Raw genomic sequence first — 23,156 nt, 5'->3', positions numbered from 1 at the left:
CCTCAGTCGAGCGGCCGGTCCGCCCAGTGCTGCAGATTGCTGTCGCGTATCTCAGCGATCGAGCAGAGGCCGTTCGCCTCGGCATAGGCATTGAGGCCGCGGACGGTCCGGCTCGGCAGGCCAGGGCCCTCGAAGATCATCCCGGTATAGAGCTGGACGAGGTCGGCCCCGGCGCGAATTTTTTCCAGCGCCGTCTCCGTTGAATGCACGCCGCCGACGCCGATGATGGGAAGCGCCGGCCCGACGAGGCGGCGCATTTTCGCAAGCACGATAGTCGAGCGCGTGAAGAGCGGCGCGCCGGAAAGCCCGCCCGTCTCGGTGGCGGCGCGATGCCGGAGCCCCGTCCGGGATAGGGTCGTGTTGGAGACGATGAGACCATCGACCTTTTTCTCAAGCACCTCCGCGGCAATGTCGGCCAGGCCTTCTTCAGACAGGTCGGGTGCGATCTTCAGGAAGACCGGAACCCTCCGGCCAAGCCTTTCCGCCTGCTCATCACGTGCCTCCATGACGCGCAGCAGCAGCTCCGCGAGGCTCTCACGCTCCTGCAGGGCGCGCAGCCCGGCGGTATTGGGCGAGGAGATGTTGACGGTGAGGTAGGAGGCCACCGCCGCGAAGGCGCGCACGCCCTGTTCATAGTCGGCGATGCGATCCGGGCTGTCCTTGTTGGCGCCGATATTGACGCCCACGACGCCCGCGCGGCCGCGGCGGGCGGAAAGCCGCGTGAGGGCCCTCGCATGGCCCTCATTGTTGAAGCCGAGCCGATTGATCACCGCCCGGTCCTCCATCAGCCGGAAGATGCGCGGCTTTGGATTGCCGGCCTGCGGCATCGGGGTGACGGTGCCGCATTCCGTGAAGCCGAAGCCGAGGCGAAGCAGCGCGTCCGGCACCTCGGCGTTCTTGTCATAGCCGGCCGCCATGCCGAGCGGGTTTGGGAAGCGTAAGCCGGCCACTGTGAGTTCGAGCTTCGGGTAGGCGGGAATCGCCGGACACAGGGGAATTCCCGATTTGAGGGCGGCAATGGAAAGGCCATGCGCCCGCTCCGGATCGACGGCGAAGAGCAGAGGCTGCGCAAGCCCGCCAAGCCGGCGTATCATGCTTCAAGCTCGGGAAAGACGTGCCGTCCGTCGGCACCGAGCGGCAGCGGTTCTACCCAGCGCACCGCCGAGACGGGAAGTGGTGCGTATAGATGCGGGAACAGGTCGCCTCCACGCGAGACCTCGTATTTGAGCGCGGAACCGAGCCGATCTTCGTCCACGGCGATGAGCACGAGATCGTCCTGCCGGGCAAAATGCTTCGCGGCCGTCTCGCGCAGCTGTGGGGCCGTCGAGAAATGGATGAAGCCGTCCGCGAGGTCGACCGGAGCCCCAGCAAACGCGCCCCGGCTCTCCGCTTCCCGCCACAGGGCGGCAGGGCAAATCTTGTAGATCAGTCGCGACATGACTGCGCTATAATGCCTGAATTGAACGGGTGAAAGACGCGGCCGACTGGAGTCGCCGCTTTTGCGGCCCAATCGCGGCGCATTTGCCTGCTAGGACAACTCGTTCTGGTGCTTCTGGGAGAATCCGATGCGGAGAGCAATTGTAGTCACTACTGGCCTGCTTGTCCTTCCTCTTTTCGGGGGCGCCGCTTGGGGCCAGAACGAGGAACGCTACCGGCTGGAGCGGACCGAGAACGGCTATGTGCGGATGGACACCCAGACGGGTGCGATGACCCTTTGCCAGGAGCGGTCGGGGGAGCTTGTCTGCAGGACAGCGACCGACGAGCCGACCGCAAATGCGGCCGGCGAAGCCGGCGGCTCCGACATCCAGGCGCTGCACGAGCGACTGACGGCGCTGGAGGAGCGGGTAAAAGCCCTGGAAGGGAGCAACGGGACAAACCTGCCGCTGGAGCAGGAATTCGAGCAGTCGCTGAACCTGATGGAGCGGTTCTTCCGCCGCTTTGTCGATATTGTGAGGGGGCTCGAGGCGGAACAGGAGCAGGCGCCCAGCGAGCAGGGCGCAGCGCCCGGCCAGCGCACCTGACACTCGCCTGCCTTGCAAACACCGCCGATCCCCGCATAATCGGGAGAATCCCGGCCGAGAAGAACAGAATCGCGCGGCCGGGACATCGGGAGGGCTTCTTGCCGGGCTACCGTTTTGTCGTCGCCGACGACCATCCGCTTTTCCGCGGCGCGCTGCAACAGGCGCTGGCCGGGTTCGGCGCCGATTGCGCGATCCTGGAGGCGGGCGATTTCGAGAGCGTGAAGGCGCTGCTCGCTGAGGATCCCGAGATCGACCTCGTGCTTCTCGATTTGGCGATGCCCGGCGCAAGCGGTCTGTCGGGCCTGGTGGCCCTGCGTGGCCTTTCTCCAGCGGTGCCGATCGTGGTGGTATCGGCGCATGACGATGCGCAGACCGTGCGCCGCGCGCTGGAGCTTGGGGCTTCCGGCTTCATCTCCAAGTCCGCGCGCATGGAGGAGTTGCGGCGCGCCGTGCGGACAGTGCTCGAGGGGGGTGTCTACGCGCCGGGAGGGATCGACCTCGGCGAAGAAGGCGACCCGGAGATATCTGACCTGATCGGCCGGATACAGACGCTCACGCCGCAGCAGACGCGCGTTCTCGCCATGCTGGCTGAAGGACTATTGAACAAGCAGATCGCCTATGAGCTGAATGTGTCGGAGGCGACGATCAAGGCGCATGTCTCCGCCGTGCTGCAGAAGCTGGGCGTGGACAGCCGAACCCAGGCGGTGATCCGCCTTTCGCGCATCGGCGCAAACCCTCTGTCCGACAGTGCGTAGGCTACTCGGCCGCGAGCACCTGGCGGTAGCGCATTAGCAGCGCACGCAGGGCGGCAGGCTTCAGGGGCTTGTTGAGCACGGTAACTCCCACCGATTCCGCCGCCGCACGGACTTCGCTCGTGCGGTCGGCAGTGATCAGCACTGCCGGAATTTCCGCGCCCCAGGCGCGCCGCAAGCGCCCGATGACGGAAATCCCGTTCTCGCGGTCGAGATGATAGTCGGCGAGGATGAGATCGGGCCGGTCTGCCGGAGAGAGGAATTCCGGTGCGGCGGTCGCCGTGCGCACGCGGCAGCCCCAGCCCTCCAGTAGCAGGCGCATCCCATCGAGAATCTGCTCGTCATTATCAATGCAAAGCACGTAGAGCCCAGCGAGCATCACATTGGGGCGGAGGAGCGGCGCGGGCTGTTCCGGGACGGCATCCGGCAGGGCGGTGCTGACCGGCAGGATCACGGAAAAGCGAGTGCCCTTGCCAGGCTCCGAGTGAAGCCGGATTTCGAGCCTTAGCACGCGGGCGATGCGGTCGACGATCGACAACCCGAGGCCCAGCCCCTGCGCTTCGCGCATCCCTTCTTCGAGCCGGGTGAACTCGCGGAAGACGGTGTTGAGATGATCGCCGGCAATTCCGATACCGGTATCGATTACCTGCAGTTCCACCAGCTCCCCGCGGCGGCGGATGCCGACGAGGACGCGCCCCTGCCGCGTATACTTGATTGCGTTGGAGACCAGGTTCTGCACCAGCCGGCGAAAGAGATTGCGGTCCGTCCGGACGGCAATGGAGGAAGGCAGGATGGTGAGACCCAGGCCCTTTTCCGCCGCAAGCGGCTGGAAATCGGTTTTTATCTGGGCAAGCAGTCCGTCGAGTCGGAAAACGCTTTCGGACGGCTTGAGGGCACCCGTGTCGAGCCGGGAGATGTCGAGCACCGCGCCGAGGATCGTCTCCACCGAATCGAGCGAGGATTCGATGTTGTCCACCAGTCCGCGCAAATCCTCCCGATCCGTTTTTTCCCGCAATGGAGTGCAGTAGAGGCGCGCAGCATTGAGCGGCTGCAGGATGTCATGGCCGGCGGCGGCAAGAAAGCGCGTCTTCGACAGGTTTGCCTCTTCCGCCAATATCTGCGCCTGCGCCAACTCCTCGTTTACGCGCATGAGCTCGGCGGTGCGGCTTGCGACCCGCTGCTCCAGCGTCTCGTTGGCGCGTTTCAAGGCCATATCCGCCTCAACACGGGCAGTGATGTCCGTATAGGTGGCGACGATACCGCCGCCCGGCATCATGTTGGAGCGGATCTCCAGCATCCGCCCGCTCCTGCCCAGCCGCAACTGCCAGGGAGCCCCGAAGGCGGTCAGCCGGTCGAGCACCGTCTTCTCGTCCTCCGGTGAAAGATCGCCGCGCGTGATCAGATGGTTGACGATCTGGCCGAGCGAGACGCCCACCTGGCCCATAGTGTCGGGCAGATCGAAGAGGGCGCGGAACTGGCGGTTCCAGCAGGTGAGGCGAAAATCCTTGTCGAAGACGGTGATGCCCTCTTCCATCTGATCGAGCGCCGTCTGCAGGAGGTCCCGGTTGTGCTGCAGCGCGATCGAGGCGTCGTCGAGCAGCTTCATGGCGTCGCGCGGCGAGGTGTCGTTGCGCTGGAAGAGCAATGACAGGATGAGGCGGGCCGAAGAGGACCCGACGGCGCTCGCAAGGAGCTGCTCGGAAAAGCGGATCACCGCCATGCTCGCCGGTTCGCTTCCGTTCAGCGGCCGGCCCTGCTCCGCCTCGAAGGAGAGGAAGGAGCGCTCCGTGCGCTCAACGCCCAGATAGCGAGCGATCGTATCCTTGAGATCGTTGACGGTGACGGCGGTGCGGAAGCGGCGAAGGCTCGGCATGGGCGTTGCTTCGCGCGGGACGAAGATCGAGGCCTGAATGCGCTCGAGCGGCTTTGCCGCCCGGGAAAGCGAGCCGAGGATGAAGAAGAGGGTGTTTATCGTCAGGCTCCACAGGACCCCATGGTTCAGCGGCTCGGCGACTGTGCCGAAGAGCGCCTGGGGCCGGAGCGCCGCGATGCCGAACGGTCCGTGGGTGATGATGTCCGTGCCGGCCGGCGCCAGAGACGGGAAGAGCAGCGTGTAAGCCCAGATCGCAAATCCCGCCGTCATGCCCGCCAATGCGCCGCGGCTGTTGGCGCCGCGCCAGATGAGCCCGCCGAGGAAAGCGGGCGCAAACTGCGCGATGGCGGCGAAGGAGATGAGGCCGATCGCTGCCAGCCGCGTATTGCCGGTCGTCTCGCGATAATAGAGGAAGGCGGTGAAGAGGATGACGAAGATCGCCGCACGGCGGATGTTGAGAATGACCGCCGACCGGTCCTGCTTCTCCCCTCCGTCGGGCCTCAGGAGTCGGCGGGCAAAGAGCGGGATCACGAGGTCGTTCGAGATCATGATGGACAGCGCGACGCTGTCGACGATCACCATGGCCGTCGCCGCCGAGAGCCCGCCGATGAAGGCGAGCAGCGCTAGAGTGTCATGCCCGGCAAGGAGAGGTATGGCGAGGACGTAGAGATCGGAATTCGTGCGGTCTCCGACGGCGTAAATCCCGGCGAAGGCGATTGGAATGACGAAGAGGTTGATGAGCACGAGGTAGAGCGGGAACAGCCATGCCGCGCGCTTGAGCTCGTCCGGTCCCCTGTTGGCGACGATCGTGACATAGAACTGGCGCGGCAGCATGATGATGGCGCAGGCGCTGAGGGTGGTCATCACCACCCAGGTGGCAAGCGACGTGGGATGGGTAAAGGCGCTCACCACCTCCGGCTCGGCGGCCACTTTGCGGGCAAGCTCCGCCGCACCCCCGAACAGCACGAAGGTGACTGCGATACCGATAACGAGGAAGGCCGTGAGCTTGACGACGGATTCCACTGCCACCGCGAGCACCAGGCCGTTCTGATGCTCCGTGGCGTCCGCGTGCCGCGTACCGAAGAGTACGGCGAACAGGGCAAGCAGCATGGCGATGAGAAGGGAGATGTCGCCGATGAAGAAATCGATGGCCGGCAGAGCCCCGTCGTAGTGCTCCACCATGAGGCTCACCGAATCCGAGATCGCCTTCAGCTGCAGCGCGATATAAGGGACGGTGCCGCAGGTGGCGATCACGGCCGCCATCGAGGCGATGGCGAAGCTCTTGCCGTAGCGGGCTGCGAGGAAATCGGCGATCGAGGTGATTTTCTCGCTTTTCGCCAGGCGGATGATCCGGCCGAGAAGCCGGTTGGCGAAGAGGAAGACGAGGATCGGCCCGATATAGATGGCGAGGAACTCGAATGCCCGTTCCGAGGCGAGACCGACGGAGCCGAAGAAGGTCCAGGACGTGCAGTAGATCGCCAGGCTCAACGCATAGATGAGCGGCCGCGAACCGGTCGCGGCGCGCCTGTCGCCAAGGCTTGCGATCACGAACAGAAGCGTGACGTAGCCGATGGCGATGATCGCGATCACCCAGCCCTGCACGGCGGCGGACCCTCCCAGCCAGCCGGATCGAAGCACAGGGCGGGCGGAAGGCGCAATGCTTCTTTCGCAGTGCGCCCGGCGCTTACCGACCGTCCACTATTTGTTATGCTCCCGCCATGGTCGAATCGCCTGCTGGAGGGGTCTGGGCATGTCGGGGATGGTCAACGAGTTCAAGGAATTCATTGCTCGGGGCAATGTCATCGACCTTGCCGTGGGCGTGATCATCGGCGGCGCCTTCGGCGGCATCGTGCGATCGCTGACGGACGATATCATCATGCCGGTCGTCGGCGCGGTCTTTGGCGGCTTCGATTTCTCCAACTACTTCTACCCGCTGGCCCCGGGCGTGACCGCGACCACTCTTGCCCAGGCACGCGAGCAGGGAGCCGTGCTCGCCTACGGCAATTTCATCACCGTGGTGCTCAATTTCCTGATCCTCGCCTGGATCATCTTCCTGATGGTCAAGGGGGTGAACCGCTTGCGCCGGAGGCAGGCGGAGACGCCGGCAGAGCCTGCGGCGCCGCCGCAGGATGTCCAGCTCCTGACGGAAATTCGCGATCTTTTGGCGACGCGGAACTAGGCTTCGTTCCGCAGCTCCCGGTCAGCCGCCCGACTTCGAGACGACCAGCGGAATGACGCGCTCCGACTGCGCTGCAGGCACTTGGCTCGAGTCGGTGAAACGGATCCCCAGCGCATCCCAGGTTTCCATCAGGGCGTCCCGCAATTCCTCGATCAGCGCGTCCGTGTGATAGGGAGAAGGCGTGATGCGCAGGCGCTCCGTACCGCGCGGTACGGTCGGGTAGTTGATGGGCTGGATGTAGATGCCGTGCCTTTCCAGCAGCCGGTCGCTCGCCTTCTTGCACAGTTCCGGATCGCCGACCAGCAGAGGCACGATATGCGTTTCCGACGGCATGACCGGTAGGCCGGCGGTGCGCAGGACCTCCTTGGTCCGGCGGGCCTGGCGCTGATGTGCGTTCCGCTCGGCGGACGACGTCTTCAGATGCCGGATGGAGGCCGTCGCGGCAGCGGCGATGGCGGGGGGCAGAGCGGTGGTGAAGATGAAGCCTGGCGCGTATGAGCGGACCGCGTCAATGACAGCCGCCGAACCGCTGATATAGCCGCCGATGACCCCGAACGCCTTGGCGAGCGTGCCCTCGATCACGTCGATGCGGTGCGCGAGGCCGTCCCGCTCCGTGATGCCGCCGCCGCGCGCGCCATACATGCCGACGGCGTGCACTTCGTCGATGTAGGTCATGGCGTTGTAGCGCTCGGCGAGATCGGCGATCTCGGCAATCGGCGCGATGTCCCCATCCATCGAATAGACCGACTCGAAGACGATCAGCTTGGCGCGTTCGCGCCCGGCCGCCTTGAGCAGGGTTTCCAGATGCCCCAGGTCATTGTGCCGGAAGATCTTCTTCTCAGCGCCTGAGCGGCGTACACCCTCGATCATCGAGGCGTGGTTCAGCTCGTCCGAGAGCACCAGGCAATTGGGCAGGAGGCGCGCGATCGTCGAAATCGACGCCTCGTTGGAGACGAAGCCCGAGGTGAAGACAAGGGCTGCCTCCTTGCCGTGGAGATCGGCGAGTTCGGCCTCAAGCTCCACGAGAGGATGGTTGGTGCCGGAGATGTTGCGCGTGCCACCGGCGCCCGAGCCCATGCGGCCCGCGGCTTCCTGCATGGCCGCCACCACATCCGGATGCTGGCCCATCCCCAGATAGTCATTGGAGCACCAGACGGTGATTTCCCGCGCCTGGCCGTGGGCGCGCCATAGGGCGCGCGGGAAAGCGCCGGCAATCCGCTCCAGATCCGCAAAAACCCTGTAACGCCGCTCCGCGTGGAGCTGATCGATCGCCTCGGAAAAGAACCGTCGATAATCCATGCCGCCTTCCTGGGTTATGGCCGGATCATAGACCGAGGGGTCGCGGGCGTCCACCGCCCGCCACCGGGCAAAATGCCACGCTCGCAGCCGGCTGCAGAATTCCGCTGGGGGGAGGGCAAACCGCCACGACTGTGAAACCTTGCGGTCGCGAAGAGGCTATTGCTGGAATTCTCTTGCCTCAAAGGAGGTGGCGAGCTTGCCGTCCCGCCAGGAGTAGCGGCCGAGACAGGAACTTGCCGCCTCGGTGGTCGTGCAGTTCGAGTTGGCAACCCAGACCTCGAGAGAGCTTCCCTCCTCTCCTTGCGCGAGCGAGGGAGCGCCGCCCATGATCGTGACCGGGTCGGCGAAATTGTCGCGCGAAAGTGCGAGCGCGATTTGGCATCCGCCATTGCCGCAATACGCCGTGGCGGCCGCGCTGCACTGCATGTTCTGCGGGTTCAGGACGAAATCCTGGACGCCGTCCTGGTCGAGGTCCGCCGTCATGACAGAGGGCGTATCGAAGCCCGCCGCCAACGTCCCGCCGATCTGGCTGCAGGATTTTGCATATCCATCGGCGATGGCGGCAACCGGACCGGGTAGATTCCCCGCCGACCATTGGGGCGCCTCGGATACGGCCTGTTCGCTCCTGAACCAGTCGCCGATGCCCCGCTTCAGGGCCTCGATCCGCGCTACATAGGCCTCGCGCAGGCAGGTTCCGTTCCCGCCGCAGGACTGGCGCTTTTTCAGGAAAGCCTCTGCGTCCTCCGCGCGCGCTGCGTTGCTTCCCATCAGAAGGGCAGCTTATCGAAAGTGAACCAGAGAGCTCCCATCTCCGTGTCGAGCTCCGATAGTTCAGGGTTTTTGCATATCGCAATCTCATCAGCGGCCTCGGCCTTTGCGCAATCGAAGCTCGCCGCCTGGGCTGCGGGAATGGCAAAGGCAAAGAAACCCAGAAAGAAGGGCGAAAACAGGAAACGGGGCATGGCACACCTGACTTGCTGGTTGCTTGCTGCCGACGGTACCGGCGGATGTCGAAAGGAAGAATGAATGCCCTCCGTCATATTGTCACCATGCAGTCGGCAAGCGATGCGTTTTGCAAGTTGTGCACGACGGCTCCGGCACGTCCTGCGTCCCCTGCGTGGTGGCGGCAGTTCTAGGAACGGGATCCGCGTGGCGGCGCGCCTCTATGCGGTCGGGCCCTCAAGGCGACATGTGCCATTGGCTCGTGGGCGGGCGGATTTGCTGTCGCGGAGCGCTGGACAGGGAGGATTCTCGTGCTATAACCCACGCGCTTTCGGCGGCCTGCCAACCCGCCAGCCGGCCAGGAAGGGCTTCTCCCGCCTGCGCAGGTCAAGCCCAGGTAGCTCAGTTGGTAGAGCAGCGGACTGAAAATCCGCGTGTCGGTGGTTCGATTCCGCCCCTGGGCACCATCTCCCTTCGTCCCGTGGCGCGCGATCCCCCTTTGCCTCACCTAGCACGGCGAACATTCAAGTGCCGCAGAATGTCTGATAGACGCGCTCGGCGGGCGGAGGCGGCTCCGCATACTCCGCGAACTCCGGCTGGTCTTCGTAGGGCTTCGAAAGCACATCGAGGAGCCGCTCGAAGGGCGCGAAATCCTGCGCTTCCACAGCGGCTTTCAGGGCAGCTTCCACGCGGTGGTTGCGCGGAATGAAGGCGGGGTTGGCGCCGCGCATCGCCCCGCGCCGCTCCTCGGCGGCCCGGTGCTCGTCGGCCAGTCTGTGGCGCCACCGCTCCGCCCATTCGTCATAGGCGGCAGGGTCCTGGAACAGGGACCGTACCGCGCTATCCCCACCCGGGCCGAGGCTTGCGTCGCATAGCCTGCGGAACGTGAGCGTAAAGTCCGCCTGGTTGGCGGCCATCCGGGAAAGCAGGTCCTGCGCCAGCGCGAGATCGCCTTCCTGCTCGGTGAAGAGGCCGAGCTTGCGCCTCATGCCGGCGAGATAGGAGCGGTTGTACCGCTCGGCATATAGAGTCATCGCCTCGGTCGCCTCGCCGACCGCCTTCTCCCGGTCCTCATCGAGCAGCGGCAGCAGGCACTCGGCAAGCCGGGCCATGTTCCACTGCGCGATGCCCGGCTGGTTGCCATAGGCATAGCGGCCGAACTGGTCGATGGAGCTGAAGACAGTCGCCGGGTCGTAGGCATCCATGAAGGCGCAGGGGCCGTAATCGATTGTCTCGCCGGAAACCGCAGTGTTGTCAGTGTTCATGACCCCATGGATGAATCCGATAAGCATCCATTGCGCCACGAGATCGGCCTGACGGGTAACGACGGCGTCGAGAAAGGCGCGATAGGGCCTGCCGCTTTCCGTAAGCTCCGGATAATGGCGCTCGATGGCGTAGTCGGCCAGGCGCCGGACCGAATCGAAATCGCCGCGCGCGGCGAAGAACTGGAATGTGCCGACCCGGACATGGCTTGCGGCGACGCGCGTGAGCACCGCGCCAGGCAATGCTTTCTCGCGGTAGACGCGCTGGCCCGTCATCACCGCCGCAAGCGCCCGGGTCGTCGGAACGCCGAGCGCCGCCATTGCCTCGCTCACGATATATTCGCGCAGGACCGGGCCGAGCGCGGCACGCCCGTCGCCGTTCCGGGAGAACGGCGTCAGGCCGGAACCTTTCAGTTGGATATCGCGGCGAACGCCATTTTTGTCGACGACCTCGCCCAGCAGAATGGCCCGCCCGTCGCCCAGCTGGGGCACGAAATGGCCGAATTGGTGTCCCGCATAGGCCATCGCGATCGGCTCGGCTCCTTCGGGTACGCGCGTGCCGGCATGGACGTCCAGTCCCTCCGGGCTGGCAAGCGCATCGGGATCGAGCCCCAATTCATGGGCAAGCTGGCGATTGACCTTGACCAGGCGCGGTGTGGAAACGGGCGTCGGTGCGACACGGGCATAAAAACGGCTTGGCAGCCGTGAGTAGGAGTTGTCGAACGGGATGTGAATTGTCATTTTTTTCAAGCGGGCAGCCGCGGCTGAGTGGCGGCCGAGCTCTCCTATTCAAGTGCACCGCGGGCTGCTTCCGCCAGTTCCGGCAGGTAGTTGCTCGCCGTGCAGCTTCGGTTTTCGTTCGACCTCACCTCGAATTCCGTCTGCGGGCAGACCTGGTCGGCGATCTCCGGCGGAAGATGCACAGACAGCGGAACCTCGACTTCGGAAATGCCCAGATCCTTGGCGATCTGCTGCTTTATTTCTTCCCTGCCGAGCGATACTTCAACACCGTCTTGAAGCGCGCCTTCGATCTGCTGCTCCGTCTGCGCGGAAGGCGCTGTTGGCGCAGCAGGTGGCGCCTCCTGCGCCCGCAAGGACGGGGAGAACGCCCCGGCAAGCACCGTTGCCAGGGAAAGCAGCACAAGGTCGCTCCGCCTCGTTTTCATCAAACCTGCTCCAGCTCTTTGCTAGCCAAATCGCCGGCGGCCCGAAGCGTTCCGCGCATTTTCAACGTACATAAATCTCTGAGCGCGCGCGCGCGAAGTCATGCTCCTTCAGGAGAGAGACGATCGCGGCGGCGATCTTTCCGCCGCCCTGCACTGAGGGCTCGATGGCGTTCGCGAAATCGGCGTCCTCGCTGCAGATGAGGCGCAAGTCGAGCAGGGGAACACCGGCCCAGGCAGCGACGCGGATGATCCCGTCGTTGAGAACGGCAAGGGCGGTGGTTCCGACGCGCCTTTGCAGCGGATCTTCGAAGCGCGGATCGTAGATGGTGCAGAAGGCCGAGGGCAGGCCTTTGCTCTTGACCAGTTCCACCACGCCCGCATAGGCCGCGGCAAACTCCTCGCGGACCTGCGCCAGGCGGGCGAGGCTCTCGCCGATGCTGGCCGACGCCTCGCTCGGCACTGAGGAGTAGCCCAGCGCGTCGTTGCCGCCGATGCTGATGACAAGGTGGGTTGCATCCGAGGGAAGGCGCTTCAGCTGATCCGCGATATCGGCCATGACATCGCCATCCACGGCCACGAGCGTGGCGCGCCAGCCATCCGGCAGCCGACGCCTCAATTGCGCGATGACGTCCGGGCCGCCCTGGACATAGGCGGCATTGGCGAAGACGGAATCGCCGAGAAGGACAACGTGGTTCATTGTACTGTCGGTACTCCTTGCGGCGGCTGGGGAAGAGGCGGCGGCCAGGCCAAGGAGCAGGGTACGGCGCGAAAGCCGCCAACCTGCTTGCTTAGCTGCATCCGGCAACGGCTCTCCTCAACTCGAGGGCTGGCTGTTCGGGTCATTGCTGCCAAGCTCGGGCAGCATTCCGGTGCCCGGCGTGGAATCGGCGTTGTTGAGCTCGGGGTCGGTCTCTGTCCGCCGATGCGCGTTGGGCGGCGCAGCCTCTACCTCTTCGTCCTGCCCGCGAAATTGGTGCTCCACATCCCGAATGCTGTCCGCGGGCAGGACGAAGAGGTAGCGGAGCGGCTCTTGTCCCGTATTGCTGGTCCGATGCCAGGCTCCACCGGGAATGAATAGCGCAGTTCCCGCGCGCAGCGGGTGGCCGATATCATCAACCTCGCACCGGCCTTCGCCGTCCAGCACGAAATAGAGTTCGGCAGGGCCGTGGCGATGCGAAGGGAGAACCTCACCCGGCGCGAGTTCGGCGAGCCCGGCGCACAACTGCTGACTGGATGTCCGGTCCCCCGAAAGGAGAAGCTTCCATTGCACCCCGGCATCTCCGGGAGGAGCGGCTCCGTTCCATCTCTCCCAGGGAAGTTTGTCAGGATCGACAAAAACAGCCATCCGCGCCTCCTTTCATCCCTTCAGCAACGGGCGGCGATGAAAAAGGCTCCGTAGGCGGTGACCACTATTCAAGACCGTGAGCGGTATGCCGCCCTGCAGATCGCGAAAGAGGAAAGAGCGCCCGCCAGGAAGCGTTGGGAGATGCCGACCCCAGGACAAGTGAAGCGCACACCCTCGCATCCGGCTGCACCATCGCGCCACGATGGTTCGGGCGTTGTGACGCTGGCGGTGCTGCGGACCCTTTCAGTCGTGAAGCTGCCGGGAGATCGGCGCGCCGATGGAGAAGTCGCGGAAGGTCACCTCGAAGCCCTCACGCTCCGGCGAGCAGCACATGACGCCGACCTGCATCGCCGGCGCAGGACGCAAATAGGCAAGTCGCGCCAGCTTCCAATGGCCGTCGGCGGGGTCGATATACTGCACCCGGATGGCTTCGCCATGGCGCGTCAGCCGGATCCGCACGTCGTCCGCCGCGCCGCTGAACTTCAGCAGTGACCAATCCGACTGTCTATTGGTCACCACCACCGAGAGATAGTTTTCGCCGTCCGTCTGCTCAATGCCCGTCTTGACCCAATGATGCGCGTCCAGCCGCACCATCAGCCCAGCCTGGTCGTAGAGCACTTCGTAGCGACCATGAATGGTCACCTCGGCGGTGAAGTCGCCTTCCACGCGCTTGCCGTAAAAATGGCCGCTGTCACGATGGAAGCCATAGAACGTCCCCTGCCAGAAGTCCGTATTCGCGCGGGTGCGCGCCATGATCTCCGTTTCGCCAATCTCGAAACGCGGCGGCGGGTTGAGCCAGCGGAAACCTTCCTTCAGATCCATCGAACATTCCTCTTCCATGCCGCCCACTAGTCGGTGCCTAACGTAAACGCCGGCATTGCGCCGGCGTTCACGCGAGTGCCGAAGGAGCAGGGGCGGGACCTCTCTCGCTCTGCTCAGAACCCGTTCTTCAGAATGTCCGCTGCGTTTTCCTTTGTCACCTTCATGGTCGGAAGCACCACCGTCTTTTCCACCTTTTCGCCGTTCAGATGCTTGATCGCCTGGCGAAGGCCTTCCGCGCCGGGGGTGGCGTAGAGGAAGGTGGCGGTCAGCTCGCCATTGGCCACCCAGGTCACGCCCTCGTTCGGCAGTGCGTCGATGCCGATGAACTTGATATCCTTCTCGCGGCCCGCGTCTTTGGCGGCGAGATAAGCGCCATAGGCCATAGGATCGTTGTGGCCGTAGACCAGATCTATGTCCTCATGGTTGCGCAGGGCGGTGGCCATGATGTTGTAGGCCTCGTCCTGTTTCCAGTCCGCCGACTGCTGGTCGAGCAGGTACTTGATGCCGGGTTCCTTGTCAGTATGTTCATGGAAGCCCTCGTGACGGTCATGCGCGGGCTGGGTGCCCAACCCGCCCCATATCTCGACGACATTGCCCTCGGCCTTACCCTTGCCGCCCAGGAGCTCCACCGCATATTCCCCGGCCGCCCTGCCGATCAGCTTGTTGTCTCCGCCGACAAACTGTGTGTACTGGTCGGTGTCGACGTTGCGGTCGAGAACAAAAACGGGGATGCCTGCATCGACGGCCTTCTGGACGACGCCGGTGAGGCCGGCCGATTCCTTCGGCGAGATGAGCAGGGCGTCCACCTCCTGGCGGATCAGGTTCTCCACATCAGCCACCTGCTTTTCCGTCCGGTCCTCCCCGTCGGTGATGATCAGTTCGACCTCCGGATGCTTCTCGGCCTCGGCGATGATGTCCTTGTTGAACTGAGCGCGCCAGGGCTCGATGGTGGTGGCTTGCGAGAAGCCGATGGTGAATTTCTTCTCCTGGGCGAGCGCATCCAGCGGGGAGACAAGAGCGGTTGCTGTGGCGAGCGCAGCGCTCAAGAGGGCGGTGCGCAGCAGTTCACGACGTTTCATTGGCGTTTCCTCCGATGTTGTTTGATAGGCTTTCCTGCGACGCCCGCTCTCCGGCGGGAGTTCCCGGTTGCGCTGCCCGCAGGCCCGGCAGGCGCAGAAAGGATAGGAGTTCGGCGGCATTGCGCTCCTGAACGAGCACCGTGCCGATGATGATCAGCCCCTTCAGCACCAGCTGAAGATTGGAGTTGATGTTGTGGAGCTGCAGGATGTTCGACAGAAGCCCGAAGATGACGACCCCGCAGAAGGTGCCGGCGAGGCTCCCGCGGCCGCCCATCAGGCTGGTGCCGCCAATCACCACAGCGGCGATGGCGTCGAGCTCGAGCCCGGCCCCGGCATCCGGCTTGCCCTGCCGGTATTGCGCCACATAGAGCACGGCGGCTATGCCGGCGAGGAGGCCTGAGATGGCATAGGTGGCGATCTTCACCTGCCCCACGGGAATGCCCGACAGTCGCGCAGCCTCCTCATTGCCGCCGATCGCATAGATATACCGGCCAAAAGGCGTAAAGCGCAGTACCGCCCCATAGATGAGGATTGCGGCGATGAAGAACAGCCCCGGCATCGGCACCACACCGAAGACAAGCGAGCGCAGCACGTCGAAGTCGGCAGTTGCATTCGTGCCGGTATAGACCGGCAGAACCGCATTGTTCTGTCCGGCCGTAAGCCGCGCAATCCCGAGCGCGGTGACCATCATTGCCAAAGTGACGATGAAGGGCTGCAGCCGGCCTGCCACGATGATCGCCCCGTTTATCGCCCCGAACATGAGGCCGACGCAGGGCGCCACGATGAGCACCCCGAGCACGCCGAACTTGGTCTGCACCTGCGGCAACAGGAACCACAGGAGCAGGCTGCAAAAAAGCACGCCGACGAGGGCGGGGATCGCCACACCCTGAATGGGGTTCAGACGGATATCCCTGCCCAACTCTTCGCCGCGGCGCGCCTTTTCGCGGTTGATGAGGATGAAGCGGGTGAGCGCTGCGCCGACCAGTAGGGCAAGCAGGCCGGCTGCCGGCAATCCCATCAAAGCCGCCGGCGTGGTGCCCTCAATGGTGAGCAGCATGGCGCAAACGACGGTGCTGATGGCCAGAAGCGAGCCGACCGACAGATCGATGCCGCCGGTGATGATGACGGCCGTCATGCCGGTGGCAATCAGGCCCGTGGTCGACACCTGTCTCAGCACATCGAGCAGATTGCCGTGGGAGAGGAAGATGTTTTTGCCGGAGGAGGTGACGGGCGAACTCAGCACGCCGATCAGGAAAATCGCGGTGAGGCCCCAATAAAGCTTGGTGCGGGACAGGAGTTTCAGCGCACTCATGCGGCCATTCCCTTCCGGCTGCGCGGGGCGGCAAGCTGCATGACGCGCTCCTCGGTCGCCTCCTCCCGGGGAAGAAGACCGCTTTGCCGCCCCTCGGACATCACCAGGATCCTGTCTGAAAGGAGCAGCAGTTCAGGAAGTTCGGAACTGACGACGATGATGGAAAGGCCGCCGCGCGCCAGCTCGAAAATGAGGTCGTAGATCTCGCGTTTCGCGCCGACATCGATGCCGCGCGTGGGCTCGTCGAGCAGCAGCACGCGCGGTCCCGTCGCCAGCCACTTTCCAATGACCACCTTCTGCTGATTGCCCCCCGAAAGGGTTCCCGCGGGCTGTTCCACGCCGCTGCAGCGCACGCTAAGCGTCTCGACCGCATGCCGGGCGAGCTCTGCCTCGCGGCGGAAAGAGCGCAGGCCAAGACGGGAGAGCCTCGACACCAGCGGGAGCGCCACATTGTCCGTGATCGACGCCTCGAGATGCAGTCCTTGCGTCTTCCGGTCTTCCGTCACCAATGCGATGCCCAACCGGCGCGCTTCGCGCGGGGAGCTGATGGAGACGGGCACGCCGTCCAGCACGATCTCCCCGCCCGCCCGCCCGTTCGAGCATCCGAAGATCGCCTCCAGGATTTCCGTGCGCCCGGAGCCGAGCAGGCCGCCAATGCCGAGGATCTCGCCCGCGCGGAGATCGAAATTCGCGCCCGACAGCACCTGCCGCCAGCCGTTCCGATGCGGAATGGACAGCGAAAGGTCGCGCACCGAGATGACGACCTTGTTGCCGATCAGGCGGTCTTCATGCCGCGCCTGCAGCAGCTCGCGGCCTACCATCGCGGCAATGATCTCATCTGCCGTGGTCTCGGCCATCGGCTTGGTGAGCACGTGGCGCCCGTCGCGGAAGACGGTGACGCGGTCGGCAAGTTCCAGGACCTCGTCGATGCGGTGGGAAATATAGATGATCCCCACCCCGTCGGCCGCGAGCTGGCGTATGACCTTGAACAGGCGTTTGCATTCGGCCGGGGAAAGCGCCGAGGTGGGCTCGTCCATGATGAGGATGCGGGCCGAAATGGAAAGGGCCTTGGCGATCTCGACCAACTGCTGTTCGCCGACCCGCAGCGAGGCCACCCGCGCATCCGGATCGATGTCGATGCCGAGCCGGCCGAGCAGTGCACGCGCTGCCCTGCTGCTTGCCCGCCGGTCGATGAAGAGGCCGCCGATCAGCCGCTCCCGTCCGAGAAAGATGTTGTCCGCGACGCTGAGCTCGGGAACGAGGTTCAGCTCCTGGTGGATGATCGCGATGCCCGCTGCCTCCGCCTCGCGGACACTGGAGAAGTGCACGGACGAACCGTCGAGGCGCATTTCGCCCTCATAGTCCGGGTAGACGCCCGACAGAATCTTCATCAGGGTTGATTTGCCGGCACCATTTTCGCCCATCAGCGCGTGGATCTCGCCCCGCACGAGTTCGAAATCGACCGCGCGAAGCGCGGCAATGCCGCCAAATCGCTTTGATATGCTGCGCGCAGAGAGCATTGCCTCCCCGCCACCAACAAAGGCCCCGTTCGCGCCCGTCACTGGCCCGCCAGCGTCCTCATGCATCCGCGATCCCCCGCGTCCTCGATGTGGTGCAGGGTGTTCCCCGCAAGTTCGGGGCGTCAGACGGAACAGCGCGGTGCCCGAGGCCGAAGCGCAAGGCGGCGTTGGCCGCGAGGGTGGCGGGCTGCGCCACCGAGCAGGCGCGCAAATTCGGTCTGTTTGATTGCTGCATCACGACAAGGGTGGCCTCCCAATCCAGCCTTTGTCAGGAGAGCTCGACGTTATTCTAAACGTTTCGGCCGAGTCAAGCATGGCCGGAGCCATACGGCGCCCATGATTGCTCAGAGAGCTAAAATCGCGTAGTGATCGCCGTCAGACCCGCGAAACGTTTTGAGGAAATGGACGAAGCGAAGCGCATTCGGCGCCCGAGATCGACAGGGCCGACGATGCTGGACGTGGCGGAGGCAGCGCGCGTGTCGGTCGCCACCGTGTCAGCGGTGGTGAACGGAACCGTTTCCGTGAGCCCGCAACTTCGCGAGCGCATCGAAGCGGCCATTCAGGCGATCGGTTACAAGCGCAATACCATCGCTCGCAGTCTCAAGTTGGGCAAGACGCGCACCATCGGCCTGACGGTGGCCGACATCACAAATCCGTTTTTCACAGACGTGGTCTCGGCCATCCAGGGTGTGCTGCACGAGGCGGGCTATGCGGTCATGCTCTGCAGCAATGATGAGGATGCTGCAGCCCAGCTCGAGCATGTGAGCCTATTGCTGGACCGGATGGTCGATGGTCTCATAGTGGCGCCGGCGGGAGACGAGGTCAAACTGAAGCCGGTCTTGCAAAGCGCCGGCGTCCCAATTGTGCTGATCGACCGCGTGTGTGACGGCGTCGACCTGGACGCGGTCATCCTCGACAATCGGCGAGCCGCCTGCGATGCGGTGACATATCTGCTGGATCTCGCTCACCGGCGGATAGGGTATGTCTCGGGACCGCTTGATACATCTACCGGGCGGGAGCGGCTGCAGGGTTATCGCGATGCGCTGGAAGCCGCGGGCGTTCCCTACAGGCAGGAACTCGTCAGATTCGGAAATTTCCGCGAGGCCGATGCCTATCAGGCAACCATGGAGTTGCTGGCCTTCCCTGAGCGCCCAACTGCGCTCTTTGCCGCCAACAACCTGATGGTGATCGGCGTGATGAAGGCGATAAGGGATTTTGGGCTTTCCTGCCCGGACGACATCTCCGTGGCCTGCTTCGACGATTTTCCCTGGGCGGACGTGTTTCAGCCGCAATTGACGACGGTCGCCCAGCCCGTACGGGCGATCGGCGAGAACGCTGCCAAGCTGCTGCTCGAGCGGCTGGGCGGCAGCGAGGCCCATTTCCCGCGCCACCTCTCCCTTCAGGGGAGGCTCGTGATTCGCAACTCCTGCCGGCCCTGCCTGGTGCATAACGTTCTATAGCGGCCGCCTTCGGCCGCCCGCCGGTCACCTCAATGAAACGCGATAAGGCAACCCGACACCGCGGCGTAACCACCACGGCCCAGCACGCCCTCTGGTCGGTACAAGCTCATGCAACGGTGAATGGAGTATTCCAGGGCGAATGACGGCTGTTTAGCTTACCGGGCGCGATAGACGCGCCGCCATATCGAATAGCCAGGCGAAAGAAGGAACACGCTAGAGGAAGGCCAGGAGATTTACCTCCTTGCCGCAGCCGCATCCTGCCATCCAAGTCAAAGGATCGTGCCTCTACAATCCCGCGAGGAGCCGGCAATATGTTTACCCGGTATAGTGGTAAAAGCACTTGACACTCTGTGGCCGGTACTTCTTATAGATGGTGTTACGACTTTGACGCGAATGTAAACAGGGGCGATGGGTTTTCGGCTGGACGACCGGAGGGGGCGGCGAGGGCTCGGGACCTCACCGGGTCATCGTGAAATCCGATCTTGCGGGCGGTTGCACCGCCTTCCATGCTCGTCTGCGGGGGAACTAGAGGGTGCCACTGCGGTAGGGTGCGGCGATGCCTGTACATCGAGAGGAACCGCAGTCGGCAGTGTATTCACACATGTTTACTGAAGCGCCGGAGGGGTGACAACAACCGCCTGTTTAGCCCCCCTATGGAGGGGATGTTGTGACGAACAAGAGACACAGCAGCGGTCACTGGAGCAAAGTGCGGGCTGTGCGTTGCTCGGTGGTCTTGAAGGGGAAGGGGGGGCGGCGCCGGTTTCGTCCGGACTCCGACCGACAGGCGAACAGTCCAGATTCTTCTTCATTGAGTGGAAGGGGTGGAAGCGAATGCAAGATGAAGATGATGCCGCGTTTAGAGGGGAGGCCGAGGAGTGGACGCGCGGATCTCCCGTCGATTCTGTCAAGCTGACCTGCAAAATTGTCGCCGCCTATGTATCCAATAACGCGCTGCCGAGTCGCGAGCTTCCTAACCTGATTTCGGACGTGCACAATTCACTTGGGCAGCTTAAACTTGACGGGGAGGGCGCGCCGGCTCGCGACCTTAAGCCTGCCGTCCCTATCGAAGAATCGGTGCAGCGCGACTTCATCATCTGCCTGGAGGATGGCAAGAAGAAGAAGGTGCTCACGCGCTATCTAAAAAAGGCGTACAACCTGACGCCCAAGGAATACCGGCAGAAGTGGCGGCTCTCGGAGGACTACCCCATGGTCGCTCCGGCCTATAGCGAGCTGCGTTCCCAGATCGCCATGCAGAAGGGCTTCAACACGCGCATGAAGCACTAGCGACTGATCAGCGGATGTGGAGAAGTCCCGTATTGGGGGGCGGAGGCACGAAAGCCCTCGGCGCTGGAAGGAAGAAGAGGGCCGTCCGCCCTCGCGGCGCTTCCGATCCCCGTACGGGAAAAGACATCCGCTCACGAATTCGGCGGAATTCCGAAAAGCCCCCTCGGTCCGCCGAAAAAGGGAGAAGAGGTCCGACACGCCCCCCAGGGCCTCTTCTCCCCCTTTGCCTATTAGCTCTATGCGACGTGAAGAACTGGTCGGCGTGGCGCCGAAGATATGCCCTTTATCGAACATCCAGCGAGAGGTTCAGCGTCTCCGAGATTCTGCACCCCGTCTCCAGAAGCACGCGGCAGAATACGTAAACGTCCTTTTGTTGCCTGGCGGCAGCAGTGTGAAAGCGCCTGCGCTCGTCACCGGTCAAGTATTTGCGCCTGCCGCCCCGCTGGATTACGCTCCGAACTCCGCTGATTATGGTATACATATCCCTTAGAAACACCGTCCACGGGAATGGCTGACCCGATTGTTTTGTAAACGATGCGGATAGTGCTCTTTCTCGTCAAGCCAAGAGGCGCGCGGGGTGTACGGATGCTCCGACCGCCGTTCGCCCGTTGACGCCAGGCCAGAAGCTATCAGGCCGCGGAGACGCGCGGCCATTGCTGCCGTCCGGTTGGGCAAGCGCGCGCGATTGCTGCGCGGGTGCTTGAAGGGAGATTGCGTCGTCGACCGGAATTGCCCCTTTATGTCACCTCTTTGGCATGCGCTTGCCCGGCATGCCACTGCAAGGGGGAGAGAGGCCATGGTCGACGCCGCGATCGCTTTGTTCGGTACCACAAGCACAAGCCCGGAGCGGCGGGAGCTCCGCGCCGGTCCTGTGACGGCCATATTCGAGGATGGCGGCCTCCGCTGGATCAAATTCGCCGGGACGGAGGTCCTGCGGGCTGTCTCCTTCCTGATTCGCGACAGCGCCTGGGGCACCGCAAATCCCCAGATATCAAACCTCCGAATCGACCAGCAGGAAGAGCAGTTTTCGGTGCATTTCGATGTCCGCTGCCGGACCAAGGACGGCGCAATCGACTGGCGCGGCGAAATCGAGGGTGCGCTCGACGGACGCATCCGCTTCAGCGCCGTTGCCCGGCCGGAGCAGGATTTCCTTACTTGCCGCACCGGCTTTGTCGTTCTCCACCCGCTTGAAGGTGTGGCCAGTCGCCCTGTAACGGTAGGTTACGTCGATGGCACGTCGGAGCAGTCGAGCTTCCCCGAGTTCATCGCGCCTTACCAGAATTTCAAAAACATCCGCTCCCTAACAATTGAGCTGCCGCCCGGCATCAGCGCCACATGCATGATGGAGGGCGACGCGTGGGAGATGGAGGATCACCGCAACTGGACCGACGCGTCGTTCAAGACCTATGTGCGGCTGCTGGAATGGGGCTTTCCTTATGTCGTGAAAGCCGGCGACGAGCTTCGGCAGAGCGTCACCCTGACATTCTCGGGTGCCGCAAGGGGTAGCCGGGCCGCCGCGCTTCCGCGCCAGCCATACCCCGTGACCCTCCGGCAGGACGGCCCGGATCAGTGGAAAATGCCGCGGATCGGTCTCAGCCTGCCGCGAGGTCGGCTGAATGAAGCACAAAGTGTGGCGGAGCTCATTCGGCAGGTCAGGCCCGCCTTCCTGCACTGCCGCCTGGACCCGTCCGCGGGCGAGGGTAGCGAACTGCTGACGCGCTATCGCGATACTGCCGCTCTCATCGGGAGCCCCATGGCCTTGGAAATAACGGTGTCCAATGGCAAAGAGCCGCGCGCCGAGCTTGAAGGCGTCGCTCGTGCCCTGGAAAGAGCGAATATTGAGCCTGAGGCGGTGGTCGCAGTGCCGGCCAAGCCGCTTCTCCAGATGAATCCGGTAGGCGAGGCGGACCGCGCGGCGATTGCCCGCATACCCGAGGCGGCGCGAGGGGTCTTTTCGAATGTCCTGGTCGGCGGCGGCGTTTTCGGCTTTTTCGCTGAGCTCAACCGCAACATGCCGCCCGCGGCGCCGCTCGATTTCGTGACGCATCTCACCTCGGCGCTGGTCCACCACAGCGACGATGATTCGGTCATGGAGACGCTCTCCACGATCGAGGCGGTCATCAAGTCTGCCAGTATGCTGAGCGGCGGAAAGCCCCATTGGCTGGGGCCCGCAAATATCGGGCTCGATGACAATCCCTACGGGCCCGCCACGCCCAATCCGGACAACGGGCGTTATACGATGGCGCGCATGGATCCGCGTCAGCGCGGTGTGTTCGCCGCCGCCTGGTCGCTCGGCTATATTGCCGCCGCGGCGCGCGCGGGTGTCGAGCGCCTGATCATGGGCGCGCCGGCGGGCGAGCTCGGGATCGCATACGCCAGCACCGAATATGATCAACCTTATTTTGATCATATGCCCGACGCTGCCGTCTATCCGCTCTATCACGTGTTGCGCGAGGCCTCCCGTGCGGCTGGCGCTCCCGGGCTGGGCATCGTTCCGGATGATCCGCAGCGCATCGCCGCGCTTGCCTATGGAGGTGAGGGTGGCCTTGTCCTCTGGGCCGCCAATCTGACCGCCTCGCCGCAAACTGTGGTCCTGCCGGAGGGATTTTCGGGCGGCGGGATACGAATGCTAGATCAGGAAAGCTTTGCTGAAGCCGTCGGTGACCCCGGCTATTTCCAGCGCGACGACGATCCGCCGGCGGGGAGCTCGATTGCCCTCAAGCCATATGCCGTGATGCGCGTGCGGGCGATCATCAGCGGCGGCTCGCGCCCTGTGTAGCGGGCCTCCAGCCAAACTGGCCTCGCCTTCTGCGGCCCCGAGGCGGGCGATGTCGAGCTTC

Annotated in this window: 20 protein-coding genes and 1 tRNA gene; 7 read left to right on the top strand and 14 right to left on the bottom strand. The window is 63.9% G+C overall.

Translation table 11 applies throughout. From position 1 onward, the window contains the following. Positions 1–2: 2 nt before the first annotated feature. Complete coding sequence (locus RIN79_RS04655) at positions 3–1,094, bottom strand: quinone-dependent dihydroorotate dehydrogenase (protein WP_309083447.1); 1,092 nt, start codon at positions 1,092–1,094, stop codon at positions 3–5. Further along, a complete protein-coding gene (locus tag RIN79_RS04650) occupies positions 1,091–1,438 on the bottom strand; it encodes a DUF952 domain-containing protein (protein WP_309083446.1) in 348 nt (115 codons plus the stop codon). The genes RIN79_RS04655 and RIN79_RS04650 overlap by 4 nt, the downstream gene beginning before the upstream one ends. Positions 1,439–1,565: 127 nt before the next feature. Between RIN79_RS04650 and RIN79_RS04645 the strand changes: the two genes are divergently transcribed. Next, entirely contained in the window at positions 1,566–2,021 is a 456-nt protein-coding gene (locus RIN79_RS04645; RefSeq protein WP_309083445.1) for a hypothetical protein, read from the top strand. 98 nt (positions 2,022–2,119) lie between these two features. Next, on the top strand, positions 2,120–2,776 hold the full coding sequence (locus RIN79_RS04640) for a response regulator transcription factor (RefSeq protein WP_309083444.1): 657 nt from the start codon (positions 2,120–2,122) through the stop codon (positions 2,774–2,776). 1 nt (position 2,777) lies between these two features. On the opposite strand, the gene RIN79_RS04635 is transcribed toward RIN79_RS04640, so the two are convergent. After that, positions 2,778–6,248: a PAS domain-containing hybrid sensor histidine kinase/response regulator gene (locus tag RIN79_RS04635; RefSeq protein ID WP_309083443.1), complete on the bottom strand. Its 3,471-nt coding sequence runs from the start codon at positions 6,246–6,248 to the stop codon at positions 2,778–2,780. A gap of 157 nt (positions 6,249–6,405) precedes the next feature. On the opposite strand from RIN79_RS04635, the gene mscL reads away from it, so the two are divergent. Next, positions 6,406–6,825, top strand: a complete 420-nt coding sequence (gene mscL, locus RIN79_RS04630; RefSeq protein ID WP_309083540.1) for a large conductance mechanosensitive channel protein MscL — start codon at positions 6,406–6,408, stop codon at positions 6,823–6,825. 21 nt (positions 6,826–6,846) lie between these two features. On the opposite strand, the gene hemA is transcribed toward mscL, so the two are convergent. The 3 genes from hemA to RIN79_RS04615 form a co-directional block, all read right to left on the bottom strand. Continuing rightward, positions 6,847–8,124, bottom strand: coding sequence for a 5-aminolevulinate synthase (gene hemA / locus RIN79_RS04625; protein ID WP_309083539.1), 1,278 nt, complete (start codon positions 8,122–8,124; stop codon positions 6,847–6,849). A gap of 156 nt (positions 8,125–8,280) precedes the next feature. Beyond that, complete coding sequence (locus RIN79_RS04620; RefSeq protein ID WP_309083442.1) at positions 8,281–8,892, bottom strand: hypothetical protein; 612 nt, start codon at positions 8,890–8,892, stop codon at positions 8,281–8,283. Continuing rightward, positions 8,892–9,164: a hypothetical protein gene (locus RIN79_RS04615; protein ID WP_309083441.1), complete on the bottom strand. Its 273-nt coding sequence runs from the start codon at positions 9,162–9,164 to the stop codon at positions 8,892–8,894. The genes RIN79_RS04620 and RIN79_RS04615 overlap by 1 nt, the downstream gene beginning before the upstream one ends. Positions 9,165–9,457: 293 nt before the next feature. Here RIN79_RS04615 and RIN79_RS04610 point away from each other — a divergent pair. Beyond that, positions 9,458–9,533, top strand: a tRNA-Phe gene (locus RIN79_RS04610). A gap of 57 nt (positions 9,534–9,590) precedes the next feature. Here RIN79_RS04610 and RIN79_RS04605 read toward each other — a convergent pair. The 8 genes from RIN79_RS04605 to RIN79_RS04570 all read right to left on the bottom strand — a co-directional run bounded on the left by RIN79_RS04605 (position 9,591) and on the right by RIN79_RS04570 (position 17,572). Beyond that, on the bottom strand, positions 9,591–11,069 hold the full coding sequence (locus RIN79_RS04605; protein ID WP_309083440.1) for a protein adenylyltransferase SelO family protein: 1,479 nt from the start codon (positions 11,067–11,069) through the stop codon (positions 9,591–9,593). Between the two features lie 44 nt (positions 11,070–11,113). Beyond that, positions 11,114–11,494, bottom strand: a complete 381-nt coding sequence (locus tag RIN79_RS04600) for a hypothetical protein (RefSeq protein WP_309083439.1) — start codon at positions 11,492–11,494, stop codon at positions 11,114–11,116. A gap of 61 nt (positions 11,495–11,555) precedes the next feature. After that, complete coding sequence (locus RIN79_RS04595; protein ID WP_309083438.1) at positions 11,556–12,191, bottom strand: SGNH/GDSL hydrolase family protein; 636 nt, start codon at positions 12,189–12,191, stop codon at positions 11,556–11,558. Positions 12,192–12,308: 117 nt separating this feature from the next. Next, positions 12,309–12,839, bottom strand: a complete 531-nt coding sequence (locus RIN79_RS04590; RefSeq protein WP_309083437.1) for a cupin domain-containing protein — start codon at positions 12,837–12,839, stop codon at positions 12,309–12,311. Between the two features lie 243 nt (positions 12,840–13,082). Then, the gene (locus RIN79_RS04585) at positions 13,083–13,661 is read right to left on the bottom strand and encodes a DUF1349 domain-containing protein (protein WP_309083436.1); all 579 of its coding nucleotides are present in this window, start codon (positions 13,659–13,661) and stop codon (positions 13,083–13,085) included. Positions 13,662–13,774: 113 nt separating this feature from the next. Then, on the bottom strand, positions 13,775–14,740 hold the full coding sequence (locus tag RIN79_RS04580; RefSeq protein WP_309083435.1) for a substrate-binding domain-containing protein: 966 nt from the start codon (positions 14,738–14,740) through the stop codon (positions 13,775–13,777). Beyond that, positions 14,727–16,052, bottom strand: coding sequence for an ABC transporter permease (locus tag RIN79_RS04575; protein ID WP_309083434.1), 1,326 nt, complete (start codon positions 16,050–16,052; stop codon positions 14,727–14,729). The genes RIN79_RS04580 and RIN79_RS04575 overlap by 14 nt, the downstream gene beginning before the upstream one ends. After that, positions 16,049–17,572, bottom strand: a complete 1,524-nt coding sequence (locus RIN79_RS04570) for an ATP-binding cassette domain-containing protein (protein ID WP_309083538.1) — start codon at positions 17,570–17,572, stop codon at positions 16,049–16,051. Before RIN79_RS04570 ends, RIN79_RS04575 begins: the two co-directional genes overlap by 4 nt. A 449-nt stretch (positions 17,573–18,021) precedes the next feature. Here RIN79_RS04570 and RIN79_RS04565 point away from each other — a divergent pair, with 449 nt between their 5' ends. The 3 genes from RIN79_RS04565 (at position 18,022) to RIN79_RS04555 (ending at position 23,095) form a co-directional block, all read left to right on the top strand. Then, on the top strand, positions 18,022–19,032 hold the full coding sequence (locus RIN79_RS04565; protein ID WP_309083537.1) for a LacI family DNA-binding transcriptional regulator: 1,011 nt from the start codon (positions 18,022–18,024) through the stop codon (positions 19,030–19,032). 831 nt (positions 19,033–19,863) lie between these two features. Continuing rightward, positions 19,864–20,316, top strand: a complete 453-nt coding sequence (locus tag RIN79_RS04560; RefSeq protein WP_309083433.1) for a MucR family transcriptional regulator — start codon at positions 19,864–19,866, stop codon at positions 20,314–20,316. Between the two features lie 796 nt (positions 20,317–21,112). Next, positions 21,113–23,095, top strand: a complete 1,983-nt coding sequence (locus RIN79_RS04555; RefSeq protein WP_309083432.1) for a hypothetical protein — start codon at positions 21,113–21,115, stop codon at positions 23,093–23,095. Positions 23,096–23,156 lie beyond the last annotated feature (61 nt).

Origin of the sequence: Chelativorans sp. (genome assembly GCF_031180965.1) — a bacterium.
Taxonomy (GTDB): domain Bacteria; phylum Pseudomonadota; class Alphaproteobacteria; order Rhizobiales; family Rhizobiaceae; genus Chelativorans.
Note: the sequence above shows the minus strand (reverse complement) of the source record. Positions and strands in the feature narration are given on the sequence as shown.